Source organism: Shivajiella indica (genome assembly GCF_042683085.1).
Classification (GTDB): domain Bacteria; phylum Bacteroidota; class Bacteroidia; order Cytophagales; family Cyclobacteriaceae; genus Shivajiella; species Shivajiella indica.
Genome location: NZ_JBHUIV010000016.1, coordinates 449,947 through 467,321 on the forward strand (window position 1 = coordinate 449,947; position 17,375 = coordinate 467,321).

15 protein-coding genes are annotated in these 17,375 nt (G+C 36.3%); 5 read left to right on the forward strand and 10 right to left on the reverse strand.

Features of this window, described 5'->3' with window-relative positions; genetic code table 11:
• Positions 1–5: 5 nt before the first annotated feature.
• Positions 6–2,126 carry a methylmalonyl-CoA mutase gene (gene scpA / locus ACFSKV_RS11405; RefSeq protein ID WP_380802714.1) on the reverse strand — a complete coding sequence of 707 codons (2,121 nt, stop codon included), beginning with the start codon at positions 2,124–2,126 and terminating at the stop codon, positions 6–8.
• Positions 2,123–3,544 carry a methylmalonyl-CoA mutase family protein gene (locus tag ACFSKV_RS11410; protein ID WP_380802716.1) on the reverse strand — a complete coding sequence of 474 codons (1,422 nt, stop codon included), beginning with the start codon at positions 3,542–3,544 and terminating at the stop codon, positions 2,123–2,125. The genes scpA and ACFSKV_RS11410 overlap by 4 nt, the downstream gene beginning before the upstream one ends.
• A gap of 372 nt (positions 3,545–3,916) precedes the next feature.
• Between ACFSKV_RS11410 and dnaA the strand changes: the two genes are divergently transcribed.
• Positions 3,917–5,344 (forward strand): chromosomal replication initiator protein DnaA, encoded by a 1,428-nt coding sequence (gene dnaA / locus ACFSKV_RS11415; RefSeq protein ID WP_380802719.1) that lies wholly within the window; start codon positions 3,917–3,919, stop codon positions 5,342–5,344.
• Between the two features lie 186 nt (positions 5,345–5,530).
• Here the strand turns inward: dnaA and meaB are convergent, their stop codons facing one another.
• Positions 5,531–6,532, reverse strand: a complete 1,002-nt coding sequence (gene meaB, locus ACFSKV_RS11420; protein ID WP_380802722.1) for a methylmalonyl Co-A mutase-associated GTPase MeaB — start codon at positions 6,530–6,532, stop codon at positions 5,531–5,533.
• Between the two features lie 35 nt (positions 6,533–6,567).
• Positions 6,568–6,975, reverse strand: a complete 408-nt coding sequence (locus ACFSKV_RS11425) for a hypothetical protein (protein ID WP_380802723.1) — start codon at positions 6,973–6,975, stop codon at positions 6,568–6,570.
• A 52-nt stretch (positions 6,976–7,027) separates the two neighbouring features.
• Between ACFSKV_RS11425 and ACFSKV_RS11430 the strand changes: the two genes are divergently transcribed.
• From ACFSKV_RS11430 to ACFSKV_RS11440, 3 genes are read left to right on the forward strand one after another with little or no spacing between them, the layout of a single operon-like run.
• Positions 7,028–7,573 carry a CopD family protein gene (locus ACFSKV_RS11430; protein ID WP_380802725.1) on the forward strand — a complete coding sequence of 182 codons (546 nt, stop codon included), beginning with the start codon at positions 7,028–7,030 and terminating at the stop codon, positions 7,571–7,573.
• 12 nt (positions 7,574–7,585) lie between these two features.
• A complete protein-coding gene (locus ACFSKV_RS11435) occupies positions 7,586–8,242 on the forward strand; it encodes an SCO family protein (protein ID WP_380802727.1) in 657 nt (218 codons plus the stop codon).
• 4 nt (positions 8,243–8,246) lie between these two features.
• The gene (locus ACFSKV_RS11440) at positions 8,247–8,693 is read left to right on the forward strand and encodes a c-type cytochrome (RefSeq protein WP_380802729.1); all 447 of its coding nucleotides are present in this window, start codon (positions 8,247–8,249) and stop codon (positions 8,691–8,693) included.
• On the opposite strand, the gene ACFSKV_RS11445 is transcribed toward ACFSKV_RS11440, so the two are convergent.
• Positions 8,690–9,118 carry a hypothetical protein gene (locus ACFSKV_RS11445; RefSeq protein ID WP_380802732.1) on the reverse strand — a complete coding sequence of 143 codons (429 nt, stop codon included), beginning with the start codon at positions 9,116–9,118 and terminating at the stop codon, positions 8,690–8,692. The two genes, ACFSKV_RS11440 and ACFSKV_RS11445, sit on opposite strands and share 4 nt — an antisense overlap.
• 383 nt (positions 9,119–9,501) lie before the next feature.
• On the opposite strand from ACFSKV_RS11445, the gene ACFSKV_RS11450 reads away from it, so the two are divergent.
• Positions 9,502–10,323, forward strand: a complete 822-nt coding sequence (locus ACFSKV_RS11450; RefSeq protein WP_380802735.1) for an aminotransferase class IV — start codon at positions 9,502–9,504, stop codon at positions 10,321–10,323.
• A gap of 33 nt (positions 10,324–10,356) precedes the next feature.
• On the opposite strand, the gene ACFSKV_RS11455 is transcribed toward ACFSKV_RS11450, so the two are convergent.
• From ACFSKV_RS11455 to ACFSKV_RS11475, 5 genes are read right to left on the reverse strand one after another with little or no spacing between them, the layout of a single operon-like run.
• Complete coding sequence (locus ACFSKV_RS11455) at positions 10,357–10,797, reverse strand: hypothetical protein (RefSeq protein WP_380802737.1); 441 nt, start codon at positions 10,795–10,797, stop codon at positions 10,357–10,359.
• 34 nt (positions 10,798–10,831) lie between these two features.
• The gene (locus ACFSKV_RS11460; protein ID WP_380802739.1) at positions 10,832–12,055 is read right to left on the reverse strand and encodes an ABC transporter permease; all 1,224 of its coding nucleotides are present in this window, start codon (positions 12,053–12,055) and stop codon (positions 10,832–10,834) included.
• Positions 12,052–12,684, reverse strand: coding sequence for an ABC transporter ATP-binding protein (locus tag ACFSKV_RS11465; RefSeq protein ID WP_380803316.1), 633 nt, complete (start codon positions 12,682–12,684; stop codon positions 12,052–12,054). Before ACFSKV_RS11465 ends, ACFSKV_RS11460 begins: the two co-directional genes overlap by 4 nt.
• A 2-nt stretch (positions 12,685–12,686) precedes the next feature.
• Positions 12,687–13,865 carry a hybrid sensor histidine kinase/response regulator gene (locus tag ACFSKV_RS11470; protein ID WP_380803319.1) on the reverse strand — a complete coding sequence of 393 codons (1,179 nt, stop codon included), beginning with the start codon at positions 13,863–13,865 and terminating at the stop codon, positions 12,687–12,689.
• Between the two features lie 51 nt (positions 13,866–13,916).
• The gene (locus tag ACFSKV_RS11475; protein WP_380802741.1) at positions 13,917–17,348 is read right to left on the reverse strand and encodes a sensor histidine kinase; all 3,432 of its coding nucleotides are present in this window, start codon (positions 17,346–17,348) and stop codon (positions 13,917–13,919) included.
• Between the last annotated feature and the right edge of the window lie 27 nt (positions 17,349–17,375).

A 17,375-nucleotide genomic window follows, 5' to 3' on the forward strand; every position in this document is an offset into this window, starting at 1 on the left:
GCAAATTACATCTCCATTAATTTGTTGAGTATTTCAATTGCCGCTTTGGATAATACAGTTCCTGGCCCAAAAACCGCTGAAACCCCGGATTTATAAAGAAAATCATAGTCCTTAGGAGGAATCACTCCTCCTGCAATGACCATAATATCCTCCCTGCCAAGTTTTTTCAACTCCGAAATTAAAGCAGGAATGAGTGTCTTATGTCCTGCTGCCAAAGATGAAGCTCCCACAATATGAACATCATTCTCTACAGCCTGCATCGCTACTTCTTCGGGTGTCTGAAATAAAGGTCCAATGTCTACATCAAATCCTAAGTCAGCAAATCCGGTGGCAATGACCTTGGCTCCCCGGTCATGACCGTCCTGTCCCATTTTTGCCACCATAATCCTTGGTCTTCTGCCTTCCAAGGTTGCAAACTTATCCGCCAAGGCTTTTGCTTCTTTAAAATTGGTATCATCCATTGCCTCTTTTGAATAAACTCCCGACACAGATTTAATAGTGGCCTTATGCCTGCCAAATTCTTTCTCCATGGCATAAGAAATTTCCCCTAAAGTAGCTCTTTTTCGGGCAGCCTCCACTGCCAATGCCAACAAATTACCTTTTCCACTTCTTGCTGCTTCTGTAATTAAATCTAGGGCAGAATCAACTTCTGCTTGATTCCTCTCAGCCTTAAGTTTTCTTAAACGGTCAATTTGAGCTATTCTTACCGCATTGTTATCCACTTCTAAGGTGTCAAACTGAACTTCTTCCTCTGTTTGATACCTATTCACCCCGACAATAATATCCTTACCACTGTCAATCCTTGCCTGTTTTCTCGCAGCTGCTTCTTCAATCCGCATTTTGGGAATTCCGGCTTCAATGGCTTTCGCCATTCCCCCGACTTCCTCCACCTCTTGAATTAATTCCCATGACTTCTCGGCCAATTGATCGGTCAGGTATTCTACATAATAAGACCCTCCCCATGGATCCACTACTTTTGTGATTCCAGTTTCTTCCTGTAAATACAACTGCGTATTCCTAGCAATCCTAGCAGAAAAATCTGTAGGCAAAGCAATGGCTTCATCAAAAGAATTCGTATGTAGAGATTGGGTATGCCCAAAAGCTGCCGCCATTGCCTCTATTGCAGTTCTAGTAACATTGTTGAATGGATCCTGGGCTGTCAAAGACCAGCCAGAAGTCTGACAATGGGTTCTTAATGCCAAAGATTTCGGATCTTTTGGACCAAATTGCTTCACAATTTTTGACCATAAGAGACGACCGGCCCTCATCTTTGCAACTTCCATAAAATGGTTCATCCCTATCGCCCAGAAAAATGAGATCCTCGGTGCAAAATCATCAATTTCCAATCCTGCTGCTACTCCTGTCCTCAAATACTCCAGACCATCTGACAAAGTATAGGCCAATTCCAACTCAGCGGTAGCACCAGCTTCTTGCATATGGTAACCGGAAATGGAAATGGAGTTAAACCTGGGCATGTATTTGGAGGTATAATCAAAAATATCTGCAATGATTCTCATGGAAGGACCAGGAGGATATATATAGGTATTCCTGACCATAAACTCTTTAAGAATATCATTTTGAATAGTCCCGCTTAACAGTTCTTTGTCAACCCCTTGCTCTTCTGCTGCCACAATAAAAAATGCTAAAATGGGAATTACTGCCCCATTCATAGTCATAGAGACAGACATCTTTTCCAGCGGAATGCCATCGAATAGAATTTTCATATCCAATACGGAATCTATCGCCACTCCTGCTTTCCCAACGTCACCCACAACTCTTGGATGATCTGAATCATATCCTCTATGGGTGGCCAGGTCAAAAGCAACAGAAAGTCCTTTTTGGCCAGCCGCTAGATTCCTTCTGTAAAACCCATTGGACTCCTCTGCAGTGGAAAAACCGGCGTATTGCCTGATTGTCCAAGGCTTCATGATATACATTGTACTGTAAGGTCCCCTTAAATACGGGGGGATTCCTGCTACAAAGCCACCATGTGAAAGATTTCTGGTCATATTCTCCGAGACAATAGAAGGAACAGGAATCCCTTCCCCTGTCTGCCAATGTTCTAAAAGTTCTCTTTTTGAAGAAAAATCAGCATCCAATTTCATGTTTTTTATATCTGGCCTCATGATTTTTTTGAATTTTCTTTTTCAAATAAAAATGTTTCCCAACTAGGAAGCAGTTGCCAAGATTCTTCAATTACCTTTTCTGGGGACCTTATTTCTTCTGTATCACCCGGAAATTTATTTACACCTATCTTTGTTGTTTCTCCCCTTAAAACCTTATTCTGTCTGATTAACCGTGAATCCTTAACCTTTTCCTGAATGATATTTGAAACATAAAGTTTCCACCAGCCTCCCTGTAACTCTATTTGCTCAAGTTCTGATTTTACTTTTTCAAAAATCGACAAAGTCAGATTCTCTAAAAAGAAACTTCCTGCGACCGGGTCGAGCACTTTATCCAAATAACTTTCTTCTTTGAGAATATTTGAGATATTCAATGCCATTCTTTTGGAAAAATCATTCCCTATACCTAGCGGTTCAATATGTGGCCTTACCCATAAAGCATGACTCCCTCCCAATAAAGCAGACATGGCTTCTGAAGTATTCCTCAACATATTAGTATGGATATCCCACCTTGATTTTGTCCATCTGCTTGTTTCAGTAAAAAGAGGGATTTTTTCAGGATCAAGCTTAACATTATAAAGCTGGGCCAATTGATGAAAGAGAATCTTAAAAGCCCTTAATTTACATAGCTCCTCAAAAAACTGCGAGCCTGCTGAAGCATGAAGCAAGGTTTTTTTGAATATGCTCTCCCATTCAATGCCCATGTCGTAAAGTCTTTCCAATAATTCAATATACCCTGCCAAAGAATAAGCCAATTCCTGGACCATTGTTGCCCCTGCATCATGGTATTGACTTGAACCTATTGAAATGGCACAAAAATTTGGAAAAGGACTTAGTAAGTCCATTAAACCTTTTACTTCAACCGCAATATTTAAGAGATCATTTTTTTCAATCAGACATGCTCCTATGCCATCCCAAATGATTCCTCCATGCAATTCTTCTGTCGCAATATTTTGGATCTTTACCCACTCGATAAATTTCCTTATAATTTCATATGGCTTATTACTTTTTGGTCCTATGTAGATTTTGATGTAGGGAAGAACTATATCTTTGAGCAATAGATCCAGATTTTCATTGCCCTCCATTTGAAGATAAATTGCATCTGCTCCCTGTTGCAGGGCCATTATCAATTCCTTATTGATCAATTTTTCTTCTTTACCATTAGCTGAGATAATATTTGACCAGTATCTTCTGGAAATTCCAGGAATGCCTGGATTGGGGTTTATTTGATGTTGATATGGTAATAATCCTGCAGTAAAGTTCAAATCTTCCTTTGTGTAAAAAGGAAATATTTTGATACCGTCCAAGGTTTCTGAAACAAGGGTTTGTTCAAAATCCTTGCCTTTTAAATCTTTGGTTGCCAGTTGTATCCAATCTTTTTTGGAAACAGTTGGAAAGTCTTCAAAAAGATTAAATTCCATTTTGGGTCTATATTTCAGTTTTGAAAGGTGTCTGGACCATGGTCCTTCTTAGTTGTGTCTAACAATTAAATATAGTGCTTTATTGACCAAAAATAAGAGGTTATACCATTAAACCTAGCATGATAACAATATTAAAATCAACATTCTTTGCCCAATTAATTTAGGATTCTTTTGTTTTTCGAAGGTCTATTTTGACTTTTATAGAAACTACAAAATAAATCATGGGTGTTAAATATTTTTGGCAATTAAATAGAAAAGTCAAGTGCTATTTGATTTTTTATTTAAATTTATTTTCCGCAAATTTGTTGCCCCCCGAAAAGGCAGGGTTGGTGTCTAAAAATCTTTTCGCTTGGATATATACTTGAGTACTAAATGAGTTCAGAGGCTAATGCAGTTTGGAGTGAATGCTTACGTGTAATTGAACAACACGTCAATGAGCAGAGTTTTTCAACTTGGTTCAAACCTATTAATCCTGTAAGGCTTGAAGGAACAAGCCTAACTATTCAAGTTCCAAGTCAATTCTTTTACGAATGGCTTGAAGACAATTACGTCCAAGTCTTAAAACTAGCCATCAAATCCACTTTGGGACCAAATGGAAGACTGGAATATGCAGTAGTAGTAGACAGAGGAAATTCCCAGAATCAGCCGTATGTGGTAAGCTTTCCGCAAGGAAACTCAGGGACAGCAAATCCAAAGAAACATACTGCAACAGAAACTGAAAGTAAAAGCCCCTTTGACATGCAGACTTTAAACAGTGAAATGCTGTTACAGTCCAATCTCAACCCAAATTATACTTTCAACACCTATATTGAAGGTGATTGCAACAGATTAGCAAGGTCGGCCGGTTTTGCGGTCGCCACCAAGCCAGGAATAACCTCATTTAACCCACTCATGGTTTATGGTGGTGTTGGACTTGGAAAAACCCATTTAGTACAAGCGATAGGAAATGAGATAAAGAATGGTCCGGATGACAAGTTTGTGCTTTATGTGTCCTCAGAAAAATTTGTAAACCAATTTATGGACTCCATTAAAGATGGAAACGTAAAAAGCTTTACCAATTTTTACATGCAGGTGGACGTCCTGATTATTGACGATATCCAGTTTTTGGCAGGAAAGGATAGAACGCAGGAAATGTTTTTTCATATATTTAACCACCTCCATCAGAACAAAAAACAAATAATAATGACCTCTGATTGCCCGCCAAAAGACCTCAAAGGTTTGGAGGAAAGGCTCTTATCCAGATTTAAATGGGGTTTGACAGCAGATCTTCAAATGCCGGATTTTGAAACAAGGGTGGCTATTATCAAAAGGAAAATGCAATCAGAAGGAATATTTATCCCTGATGATGTGATTGAGTATTTGGCCTATACTGTGGATACAAATGTTAGAGAACTGGAAGGGGTCATGATATCCTTGATTGCTCATGCCTCCCTTAACAGGGTTGATATTGATCTATCCTTGGCCAAGACTATTATGAAAAACATAGTCAAGGATATTGAAACTGAGGTGGGAATTGATTTCATTCAGAAGACAGTTTCTGATTATTTTGAAATTAAAATAGACGATTTAAAGGCAAAAACCAGAAAAAAGGAGATTGTAACTGCAAGGCAGGTGGCCATGTATTTTTCAAAAGAGTTTACCAATCACTCTTTAAAGTCAATAGGATATCATTTCGGAGGTAGGGACCATAGTACGGTCATACATGCTATTCAAACGGTAAATGACCTTATGGAAACAGATACTGCTTTTAGGAATTCGGTAAATGATCTGAAAAAGAAATTTAAAATGCGCTCTTATTAAAGTGTTATTTTAATCTTTGAAATCAATAAACTGACATGAACAGTTGAGCAAAGACCACCAACACAAACTTCCTTTTTGAATTCCTCTTGCTGGAAATCCAAATTTTCGGACTTTTCCTCTCCTTTAGGAGAACAATTCATAAAAAAACATATCAATTAAAAATATCTACTGATACTTCTTGATAATTCACTCTCCTTTTTGTTTTTGCAAAAACAAATCAACCAATTCTCTTGCTTTCGCTATGGCAGAATAGTTACCGTTTTTTATTTCAGGTAAAATATCTTGGATTTTCTTTTTTATTGTTTCGCTCTGATAGATCTTACTTTCCAATAGAAAACGAATATGTTCATGCATCCAATTGATCCTTTGTTCTTGTCTGTTTCTCTCAAAAAAACCATTGTCTTTCATTTTTAACACATACTGCTCTATCATTTCCCATATTTCCTCCAAACCTATATTCATAAGACCTGAACAGATCATCACTTTTGGGAACCACCCGTTTTCTTTGGCTTGAAAGAGATGGAGTGCATTGGAGTATTCCTTTTTTGCTCTTTTTGCAGCCTCAACATTCTCTTGATCAGCTTTATTGATCACCAAAGCATCGCACATTTCTATTATCCCTTTCTTTATCCCCTGGAGTTCATCTCCAGCTCCTGCCAACATCAATAACAGAAAAAAATCCACCATCCCTTTAACTGCAATTTCTGACTGTCCAACTCCAACAGTTTCGATCAAAATAACATTAAACCCAGCTGCTTCACATAGCAACATGGCTTCTCTAGTTTTAGCACTGACACCTCCTAAGGCGGCCCCTGCAGGACTGGGCCTGATATAGGCTCTTTTATCCGATGCAAGATTTTCCATTCTGGTCTTATCACCTAGAATACTTCCTTGAGATTTTTGGCTACTGGGATCTATGGCCAGAACGGCCAATTTAAAGCCCTTTTCAACAAGTAGTTTTCCAAAACTTTCAATAAAGGTACTTTTTCCAACGCCGGGGACTCCTGTAACTCCAATTCTGATAGATTTTCCTGAAAAAGGCAAAACCCTTTCCATAACTTTTTCTGCTAACTGCTGATCAGATGGAAGCGAACTTTCAACCAAAGTAATAGCACGGCTTAAGGTCACCCTATCGCCATGGAGGATTCCATTTACATATTCCTCCTCCGAAAGCCTATTCTTTTTCAATTTTTCCTTTGTATGTATTAATTGACCAATTTACGTTATTTTTCAAAGGGAAATTTCAAAAACTTCTCCTGCCCCATGCTTGATTTTTCATAAAAACCAGTACAGTAAGGTGAATATTTTTCATCAAAATAGGGCCCAACCGGATTAATCTTTGTAGGTGCATTCTCTCTTGAATTGAAAAAGAACACCTTTGTATTACCATATTTAGTATGAGGCATAAATCCCCCATAGGCTTTCATACTTTCCCAAATGGTATCCGGGGAATAAACCACATATAATCTGATTATTGGACCTGTATTGTTTTCATTTCTGAAAAAAACCAATTCTTCAAAATCCCCCTCAAGATCTGAAACACCCGGTTGGGTAAAAGTGTCTGAAATTATCCAGATCAAAATTACCACCACGACTAAGATGAGCGCATAAAATACAAAACGGGAAGACATATTGATGAGATAGTTTAGATTTAAAGCCTTAATTTAGGGGAAAAATTCCAAGATGGCTTTCGAATATCTTAAAGCACTGCATATCATTTTTATAGTCACCTGGTTTGCAGGCTTATTTTATATAGTCAGATTATTCATTTATCAGGTTGAGGCTCTGGAAAAACCTGAATCAGAAAGAATTATTTTATCACCCTATCTCAATTTGATGGCCAGAAGATTATGGTATATCATTACCTGGCCTTCTGCTATTCTGACTTTAATTTTTGGCTTTTGGGTCCTTTATTTCCGATGGGGATATATGCAATTGGGTTTCATGCAAGCGAAATTGGGATTTGTGCTCCTATTATACATTTATCACTTTATCTGTCATAAAATCTTTAAAGATTTGCAAAACGGAAAAGCAAAATGGACATCTTCGCAGTTAAGGATGTGGAATGAAGTTGCAACTGTACTATTATTTGCAATCATATTTCTAATTGTCCTAAAAAGTCTGATCAGCGTAGTTTGGGGGATTGTGGGATTAATTGGACTGAGTCTATTGATGATGTTGGGAATAAAATGGTACAAAAAGGTCAGGGAAAAAGAAACTATTAAATAAGTTATTCAAAAGATGAAAAAATTATTCACTTATACAGTATTGGTAATTGCCTCCATTTTCTTCAATTGGTCATGTTCAGAAAAAAGTACACAGGAAAAAAATCAATCTTTACCCATCTTAGGAAATTGGCATATAAATGAATTTGAAATGGAGGGAAAGATTGTTAAGGACACCATATATCATAAGATCTCCGGTTTCACATTCATCAATCAAGAAGGGAAAGAAATAAGTAATGCCACCACAAATGGAAAAGTATATGTTGCTGATTTCTTTTTTACAACTTGTCCTACCATTTGCCCCATCATGAAAACACAGATGCTGCGTGTTTATGAGCAATTCAAAGATGAGCCGGATTTTTTGATTCTGAGCCATACTTTGGACCCCGAGCATGATACTGCAGAATTACTGAAAGAATACGCAGCAAAAATTGGGGTAGAAGATGATAAAACCTGGCAATTTTTAACCGGTGATCAAGAGAAGATTTTTGAAATTGGACAGACCAGTTATCTGACTACTGCTATGTCAGATAAAAATGAACCAGGAGGTATTCTTCATTCAGGAGCTTTCGTGCTGGTAGATAAAGAAGGAAGGATCAGAGGGGTATATGATGGGACCAAAGAGGATCAAGTAAATAAACTGATGAAGGATATCCCTAAACTTCTTAAATAATTCAATGAAAAATTCTTTTTTGCTTTTAGGGATGCTCATTTTGTTATTACCAGCATGCCAGTCCAAAGAATCAAAAAATGAAAATAATTTGGCCTCCATCAAAGATACCAAGGTATTGCAATATGCAATTGAGGGGAAGGTGTTATATGAAAATTATTGCGCCAATTGCCATCAAAAAGATGGTACAGGCTTAGGAAAATTGATCCCTCCTCTATATAAGTCTGACTATATGATTGAAGATATTGGAAGGACTGCAAAGATCATCAAATTTGGTCAAAGTGGGGAAATTATTGTTAACGGGCAAATATACAATGAAAAAATGCCTGGCAACACGCAACTTACCAATATGGATATTGCAAGAATAATGACCTACATTTATAACATTTGGGGCAATAATGAAGGCGTTATTGATGCAAATACCGTAGAATCCTATCTAAAATCCCAAAATTAATCTTTGCCTAATTCTTTTCTGGCCAAAGCCAAGGCGTTTTTAATATCCTGATTTACAACCTCAACTTTTTCTTTTTGCTCCAGCAAGTATTTTTTTGCCTCATTTTTATCGGCATCCTCCTCAGGTGATTTGTATTGTCTCATCCATATAAACATTCCTTCAAAGGCTGAATCCAATTGGTTAGCCAATGAATCCAACTCTTCAATTTTCCCCTGGTATTGAATAGAATCCTCTTCGTGAAGGCTTTTAGATTTGATTTCGACTTCTTTTTTAAGCGATTTTAGTTCGCCCATGAAGGGCATAACTTCATCATGTATTCCAATAACCTCATCCTTTAAATTACTTATCTCATCAGGACGTTCTGAGTTACAGGAAAAAAGTACTAATAAAAAAAATATCCGGGTGGACATTAATATACATTTCATGTCGTGGCTGATTTAGATATCAAATTTAATAATAAATTGATTAATTTAAATAGATACAATCTAATAAAAATCAATTGAACTTAAAAATATTCATTTTTAGATTAAAATAATTATTTAACTGCTAGAGTTTAAAATGTAACTCTCTCCTTAGGTTTCTTTAAATTTCACTAGAGGATATTTTAGGTTTTTTCTCTTGGTAAAAAGGGATATTGGAAATATGATAGATGGGCATCCATTTTTTTCAAACTCGAAATTTTAACTAAATCATGACAAAATGGATCCTCTCAGAAAAAATGAAGGTTCTCATTTTTATATATTAAAATTTTTAATCTTCATTTGATTCCATTACGTATTTTTGAGAATAGAAAATCTTCAAAACGCATATGAAAACCTTTTGTTTTGCGAATTCCCAAATCATAGAATCAGAAAAAGCAAAAATTCACCCTATGGATATCGGTTTGATCCGGGGTTATGGGATTTTTGACTTTTTCCGAACTTCCAATTACAGCCCTGTTTTTTTAAACGACTACCTGGACAGGTTTATAAGATCCGCAGAAAAAACCTTTTTGGCTTTAGACTTTGGAAAGGAAGAATTATCTCAGGTAATTCATGAACTGATTGAAAAAAATGATTTGAAAAATGGAGGAATCCGGATGTTTTTAAGTGGAGGTGTTTCTGAAAATCATTTTTCCCCTACCAAAGGTTCATTTTTTATATTTTGTGAAGACCTGGATTTTCCTTCTAAAGACAAGTATGAGAAGGGTGTTAAGTTACTTGCTTTAGAACATATCCGGTCAATAGCAGATATTAAAACCACCAATTATGCATTTCCTGTTTGGCATAGTAAAATTTGGAAAAAAGAAGGAGCTGAGGATGTGATTTACCACATGAACGGACAGGTTTCAGAAAGTTCAAGATCAAATATATTTATTGTAAAAGACGGAAAAATCTCAACACCTGCCAATCATATTTTACACGGCATCACCAGAAAACGTCTACTTGAATTAGCACCGCAAACTCAGATCCGAAACATTACTTTAAAGGAAGCACTTAACGCTGATGAGGTTTTCATGACAAGCACCACTAAAAAAGTGTTGCCTGTCACTCAAATCGATGAATTGAAAATCGGAAACGGACATCCTGGCCCCATCACAAAAAAATTATTAGAAGAATTTACTGAATTGGAACAAAAAATCTCCGTTTAAGGAGATTTTTTGTTTTCAAGAATTTGATGGGAATCAATTGGTCAGCAATTCTGCTTCTTTGAGTATATACATTAACTTTTCGGGGTCTTTATCATTCAATGTCAATTTCCCCCTTACTTTGACCCTTTTTGAAGTATATTTTATTGGATTTTTAAGCATGACCTCCATTACCGTTTCGGGGCCTCCTGAACCGCAAAAGAAACATTCAGCCAAAGGTAGGGAAGATAAAATGATATGCTCAGGTTTAAACATTCCCTCAAACGGAATGATGTAACCATCAGCCTCCACTACTTTTCCTTCCAATTTCTTAATATTATCACTGAAAACAGGAATGTATAATTCACCGAACTCATCTTGACCAATTTTATAAGTTACATCGGAAAGGTCTTTCCATACACTAGGTGCGGATTGCGCATACACTAGTGAAGTAGTTAAAATGAATAACAGTAATATGGTAATTCTTTTAATGATCATGGAATAGTTTTGCTTTAAATTATTGATTACAAATTTAGGCTTTAGTCAACTGTTTGGCAATATCTGTTTGATAGGCATTCCATGCCGGGATAAGAGAGGCTACAATACCCACAATTATGGCATAAACTATTATCCAAATCTCTTCCTTTAGGAAAACTGCCGCAGACAAACCGCTAATAGCACCTTGTTCATTTTGCATAACGAGGACTGATAAAAAAAGATGCCCAATTGCTATGCCAACAATTGCCCCTAAGAGCGTTAAAATAATTCCTTCAAGCAAAATATGAATGAATAATTGTCCACTAGACGCACCTAAAGTCCGCATAACAGCCAAATCATATTTTCTTTCTTTTAGCGAATTATATAATGCTATAAAAATCCCTAATCCTGCAATAACGATAATGACAATAGCCAGCCCTTGGACCAACTTCACCCCTACTCCTAATAATTCAAATAATCGCGAAATTTCAAAAGAAGGAGATGCTGCCTGTAAGGCACTCTTGCTATTGATAAACCTTGGCAATTGAACTGCCGCCATGGGGTTCCTATACTGGATTAATAAGGAAGTCACTTCCCTGTCTTCATCTGTTTCTGGAAAACCCGTCTTTGCAACAGAAGCCTCAAATTTTTCATGATCATGGTCTTCATCATGGGTATACCATACTGACTCAATACTGGTCAATATCAATTTGTCCAACACATTTCCCATCGGCGCCAAAATTCCTGTTATTGTATAAGGATGTTCATCATGTTCATGGCTACTGCTTCCTATCCCATGAGAACCTACAAATTGATCTCCAACTTTTAAATTGAGTTTATTGGCCACTTCACTTCCCAAAACAACATCAAAAGGCTTATCCCATGGACTTCCAGTTCCCATTTTGGCACTGTAAAGTTCCAAATAATCATGATTGGTGCCCACAATTCTATACCCTTGGTAATTATCGCCCAACCCCAAAGGAATAATATTTTTAATTAATCTGTTTTTGGAAAGAGCCATTGCATCGTTCATTTCAATATTCCCAGTTGGAAAATCAATATGATAGATACTAGACAGAATCAATTGCAGTGGACTTCCCTTTGCTCCCACCACCAAATCTATTCCCTCAGCATCCTTGGTCATTTTATTTTCAAATTGATCCTGAATCAGAATCAAAACTGTGATAATGGCTAGACCAAGGGCCAAAAGAAGGATGTTCAATCCAGTACTTAAAGGTTTGGAAATAAGATATTTCCAACTCAATTTTAACATATTCATGATTCCCCTCCTATCGTTATCTGATTGGAAATATGATCCTTTACCCTTTGGTCATGGGTGACTATAATCAAAACCGCATTAAATTTTTCTGCTTGCTCTTTGAGTAATTTAACCACCGTAGCTGCATTTACATCATCCAAACTGGCAGTTGGCTCATCTGCCAATATGACCTTGGGGGAATTTGCCAGGGCTCTGGCAATGGAAAGTCTTTGTGCTTCACCTTCTGAAAGAGTATAGACTTTCGCATCCCGTTTTTCAAAAATCCCCAATTCTTTCAAAAGAGTTTCGTTTTTATCTCCTTTTGCTCCTGAAAAATAATTGGCAAGTTTGAGGTTCTCCAAAACTGTCAAAGGATCTAAAATATGGGGCTTTTGAAATATGATCCCAATATTCTTACCTCTGAATTTGTCCAAAGAAGCACCTTTCAAACTGTACAAAGAGGTTCCATCAATTTTAATCTCTCCTTTTAATGGCTTGAGTAAGCCACCCAACATATTTAAGATAGTAGTTTTACCACTGCCTGATTTCCCCAGTATCAAGAGTTGTTCACCTTGCGAAAGAAGAATATCAGGGATATTGAATTTCTGTTGAGGGCTATAATGGAATTCAATGTTTTTTGCTTCCAGCATCATTATTTGTTTATTGGTATTTTAACAAAAAATGTGGTCCCAACGTTTTGTTCACTTTCAAAAGTAATTTCTCCCTCCAGGACATCCACACATTTTTTGACAATAGAAAGACCCAAACCAGAACCTTCAATGATTCCCACATTTTTGGCTCTAAAAAAGCGATCGAACATCTGATCATGTTCTTTTTTGGGAATACCGATTCCATGGTCACTTACTTTAACCAATAAATTATCATCCTCTTCGGTGATTTCGAATTCAACAGACTGACCATCCTTTGAATATTTTACCGCATTGGAAAGTAAATTTTCAAAAATCTGGTAAAGCAAGTCCGAGTCCGAAGTTATTGTCTTCGGTATTTTCCCCAATTTGACATTGATTTTGACATCATTTTCACTTCCTGCTTTAACAACATCCACCACCTCAGTGATTAATGCATTAAGAAATAGCTTTTTAGGCTTGTAATCAATTTTATTGGCATCTGCTTTCCCAAAAAACAAAACTGAGGTAAGCAAACTGTTTAGATTTCTTACTGAGTTCTCAATTTTTTCAGCATGCTTCATGATTTTAGCTTTAAAAGGATGTTCCTTTTCAGCATATTTTTGAAGCAATTGGGCAGAACTTAAAATTGAAGTCAATGGCGTTTTAAATCCATGTGACACGTTTAGCACAATACGTGATTTAAGCTCACCAATTTCCCTTTCTTTTTCTAGCGCTCTGGTCAGTTCCTTATTCGCCTCAGCAAGATCTTTGGTACGTTGACGTACCTTTTCCTCAAGCTCATTGTTAAGTTTTTGAAGTTCTTTTTCTTTTCTATCCTTAAAAATCGCCAATTCAATTACCATGTTCAATTCCCTGATATTGAATGGCTTAATCACATAGGCAGAAGGGTTGGTTCCCACTACTTTTGTTAAAGTTTCGGCGTCAGAACTTGCACTAAGGTAAACTACCGGGATGTCATATTTTTCATTAATAATTTCGGTAGTACGGATACCATCTAGCTCTCCGGCAAGATTGATATCCATCATCACAATGTCTGCGTGATTTGTTTCTAAAATTTCAAGAGCCCTTTCACCTGAATCAGATATCCCAATTATTCTATGGTTGTTTTTTTCGAGCGCTTTTTTCAGCAGAAGCGCTGACACATGGTCATCTTCTGTAATTAAAATCCTTAATGGAAACATAGGCGTATTCACAGTAATGTGCAAATTACAAGTTTAATTGAATTTGAAAAATCAATTTTTACCCAAAGGTAAATTTATAACAACCCTGGTACCTTTATCCTTTTCACTTTCCACCATTATCTCACCTTTCATGATAGTGACAAGATTTTTGGTAATGGCTAAACCTAACCCCGTTCCTTCATAATTTCTACCATAACCATGACTTTCCTGTTCGAAGGGGTTAAATATTTTTTCCAGAAACTCCTGACTCATCCCTATTCCCTGGTCTATTACCTCCAATTCAAGTTTTTGATTATTTTTACCGATTTTTATGGTTACTAATCCCTTATTGGTATACTTTATAGCATTCCCCACAATATTGTTTACAATCATTTCGAAATACCTTTCATCAAGATAGCCGATAAATGGATGGGTATGGTATTTTACTGAAATTAAAACCCCCTTTTTAATCGCCAAAGATTTCAGAGGTAAAATAATCTTCGCCATAAAATCATTGATATTTACTTCCGATAATTTCACCTCCATCTTATTGGCCTCAATTTTTGAAATATCCAGAATACTGTTTATGGTATGCAACAGCCTTTCTCCTGATTCCTGAATAATTTCCAATTGCGAAATAAGCTCCTTATCATTTGGTCTTTGTTGCATAATATTTTCAGTAGTACCCAAAATACCGTTTAAAGGTGTACGGATTTCATGACTCATATTTGACAAAAAACTCGTTTTCATCCTGTTTGCTTCCTCAGCCTTTTCCTTTGCAGCCTTTAGGCCAGCCTCATATTTCTTCTTTTCCGAATTATCTCTAAAAACAGAAAGATAAACAGTTTTACCCTCAATCTTGGACTTTAGTTCACTGGCATAATAATCAATTTCCTTTAATCCTGACTTAAAGGGCATTCGGATCTCAAGATTTATATTTTGAACTTTCCCATCCTTATATAATTCTTCTAGTCGTTCCTTTTCATATTGAAAAAAATCAGGATCAGAAAACAGGTAGGTTACATTATTTGATTCAAGTTCTTGAACAGGAATCCCAACTAATTTGGAAAATGCCTCATTCACGGTTATAATCTTTCCTTCATCAGTTGCAAGCATCAATCCTTCACTTGAACTTTCCCAAACATTTCGGAACTGATCTTCTGAACTTTGTGCTTCTTTTGTTTTTTCATCTATCTGGATTCTCAAAAATCCGGCTCTTTTGGTTTGGGCAGTCAAACTCTTGATCAAAAACCCTATACCAAACAAGGAAAGGGAAAACAAAGTCAAAAACCAAAATTGCAGGTAAATAGGCTTCAATACTTTGAATTCATCAGAACTTATTTCCTCGGTTTCAGTAACCCCATCAATAGTGGCTTTCAGTAAAAGTTTATATTTTCCAGGTCTAAGGTTATTAAATGTCAATGAATTTGATCTAGGGTTGTCAATCACCTGCCAATCATTATGTAGGCCCTGCAGTTTATAGTAAACCTTCAATTTGGCATCCTGCAAAAATGTAATGGCCTTATAGTCTATTTCAACACTATTATTGCTAAAAGGTATTTTCCTTATATCTATTTTTCTATTAGGAAAATCGACAAGACGAATTCTGCCTATATCAGTTTTTGGCAGTCTGGTCAAATTATATTCTTCCCTAGGGTTGAAAACAGATAAACCTTTTGAGGTTCCAATAAAAATATTTCCATTTTCGGCCTCCAATAGTGCTGCCCTGTTTGTCTCTGAACCGGAAAGTCCACTGCTTACATCATACTGTCTGTTATTTCCCTGGTCAATTTTATAAACACCTTTATCAGTGCCTGCCCAAATAATTCCCGAGGAATCTTTTAGTAAACCAAAAACGGGTCTTTGGATTATTTCTCCACCAATATGAAAGAAATCCATTCGCCCGCTATTATAGGATTTCAAACCCGTTTCAGTTGCAAAAAGCAAATGATCCTCAGTTTCCAAAAAATCATACCCAATTACCAAAATAAAATCTTCGGTTTCCAATACTTTATCTTTATCCGCCACCGGATTCCCTCCCTGCATAAAAACCATTCTATTATCCGATAGCTTCCCTATTTTTCTTATAAAAACTGACCTTTGACCTACTTTGCCGAAAATTTCAGAAGAAATTTCATTTTTAAAATGGTCTAATCCGGTATTCTTTATAGAGGAAAGATAAAGTTTAACACTACTTACTATAAAAAGGCTATCTCCACTTATATGGACTGAATTTACAAACTTCTCATTGGGGTTTTTGGTAAGCACCAGTGAATTATTTTTAGGTTCGTACCTACCTATTCCCAAAGTATTTGCAGAAAACCAAACAACTCCATTTTTATCCTGAACAAAATTTGTAATCCTGTATTCAGGTAAACCTTTCAAAGACTCATCTGAATACAAAGTCCGAACCTTACCTTTTGACCATAACTGCAGTCCATTATTGAAGCCTAGGAGATATTCTTCAGAAGCAATCCTTATGATTGCAGTGACCTCATCATCCAAAAGCATTGGGGAACCATATTTGAGAAATTTCAATGAATTAATATTGACCAATCCTCTATGAGTCCCTATCCAAAGGATACCTTCATTGTCAATCAATGTACAATAGATATTGTGGGATCTTAATTCATCATAAGAGCTGATTTCAATAACTTTATCCTCTTCAACACTATATTGGTACAATTGAGAATCATAATAAAAAAATACCTTTCCCTGAAAAATATGCAAACCGTTATAGGTCTCAAGGATATAGGAACTTTTAATAAAATCTCTAAAATGGATTTTTTCTATTTCATCAACATTAATTCCTGAAGCAAAAAAATCGTTTCCAAGAAAAAAATACCTTTCCGAATTTGGATCAAAAGAAATTTGGACTACTTGGTTTGGGGTTTCTATCCCTGACATTTCGAATGGATAAAAATCTGTCCCATTGAATTCAAGACTTTTTTTATCAAATAAAAGTATGACCTTTTCCCCAGTATCAAAAAATGACTGATAGGGTCCAAAATCCTTATGTTTGATGTCTAAACGCTGCCAAACCCCATCCTTATTTGAAAAAAACATCTCATTTTCTAAAACCAAAAAATTAAAATCTCCTTCTTTTTTGTTTACAACATCAAATTCAAAATAAATCTGGGATTTTCCTTCTAATTCTTTTGGCAAGGTCAACTCTGACCAATGTCCATTAAAGTAATTGTACACTTTTGGATCCCCAACTCTGTTGTATAACCAAAGGACTCCATTCTTGTCCGTAAAAAGACGAACTTTTTTTGAAAGGTTATTTTGGATGGAATCAGGAATTGGATAGGTGAAAAAACTATCAGAATAGAATATTCCTAAGGCGGTATTAAACCAAATCTTTCCTTCGGGGTCCTGCACCACGTTATAAACAATATCTGAGGGTAGTTCAATGCCCTTGATCTGTCGATTGATAGGAAAGGTTTGCGCATAAATTACTTGGGACCAAAAAAAAGAAAGAAATAGAGCTAAAATATTTTTCATATCCATGTTATCCCGCCACCAAAATTA

Coding starts and splice junctions, on each gene's coding strand:
- scpA (WP_380802714.1), bottom strand. CDS start 2,126: ATGAGGCCAGATATAAAAAACATGAAATTGGATGCTGATTTTTCTTCA.
- ACFSKV_RS11410 (WP_380802716.1), bottom strand. CDS start 3,544: ATGGAATTTAATCTTTTTGAAGACTTTCCAACTGTTTCCAAAAAAGAT.
- dnaA (WP_380802719.1), top strand. CDS start 3,917: ATGAGTTCAGAGGCTAATGCAGTTTGGAGTGAATGCTTACGTGTAATT.
- ACFSKV_RS11425 (WP_380802723.1), bottom strand. CDS start 6,975: ATGTCTTCCCGTTTTGTATTTTATGCGCTCATCTTAGTCGTGGTGGTA.
- ACFSKV_RS11430 (WP_380802725.1), top strand. CDS start 7,028: ATGGCTTTCGAATATCTTAAAGCACTGCATATCATTTTTATAGTCACC.
- ACFSKV_RS11435 (WP_380802727.1), top strand. CDS start 7,586: ATGAAAAAATTATTCACTTATACAGTATTGGTAATTGCCTCCATTTTC.
- ACFSKV_RS11440 (WP_380802729.1), top strand. CDS start 8,247: ATGAAAAATTCTTTTTTGCTTTTAGGGATGCTCATTTTGTTATTACCA.
- ACFSKV_RS11445 (WP_380802732.1), bottom strand. CDS start 9,118: ATGAAATGTATATTAATGTCCACCCGGATATTTTTTTTATTAGTACTT.
- ACFSKV_RS11450 (WP_380802735.1), top strand. CDS start 9,502: ATGAAAACCTTTTGTTTTGCGAATTCCCAAATCATAGAATCAGAAAAA.
- ACFSKV_RS11455 (WP_380802737.1), bottom strand. CDS start 10,797: ATGATCATTAAAAGAATTACCATATTACTGTTATTCATTTTAACTACT.
- ACFSKV_RS11460 (WP_380802739.1), bottom strand. CDS start 12,055: ATGAATATGTTAAAATTGAGTTGGAAATATCTTATTTCCAAACCTTTA.
- ACFSKV_RS11465 (WP_380803316.1), bottom strand. CDS start 12,684: ATGCTGGAAGCAAAAAACATTGAATTCCATTATAGCCCTCAACAGAAA.
- ACFSKV_RS11470 (WP_380803319.1), bottom strand. CDS start 13,865: ATGTTTCCATTAAGGATTTTAATTACAGAAGATGACCATGTGTCAGCG.
- ACFSKV_RS11475 (WP_380802741.1), bottom strand. CDS start 17,348: ATGAAAAATATTTTAGCTCTATTTCTTTCTTTTTTTTGGTCCCAAGTA.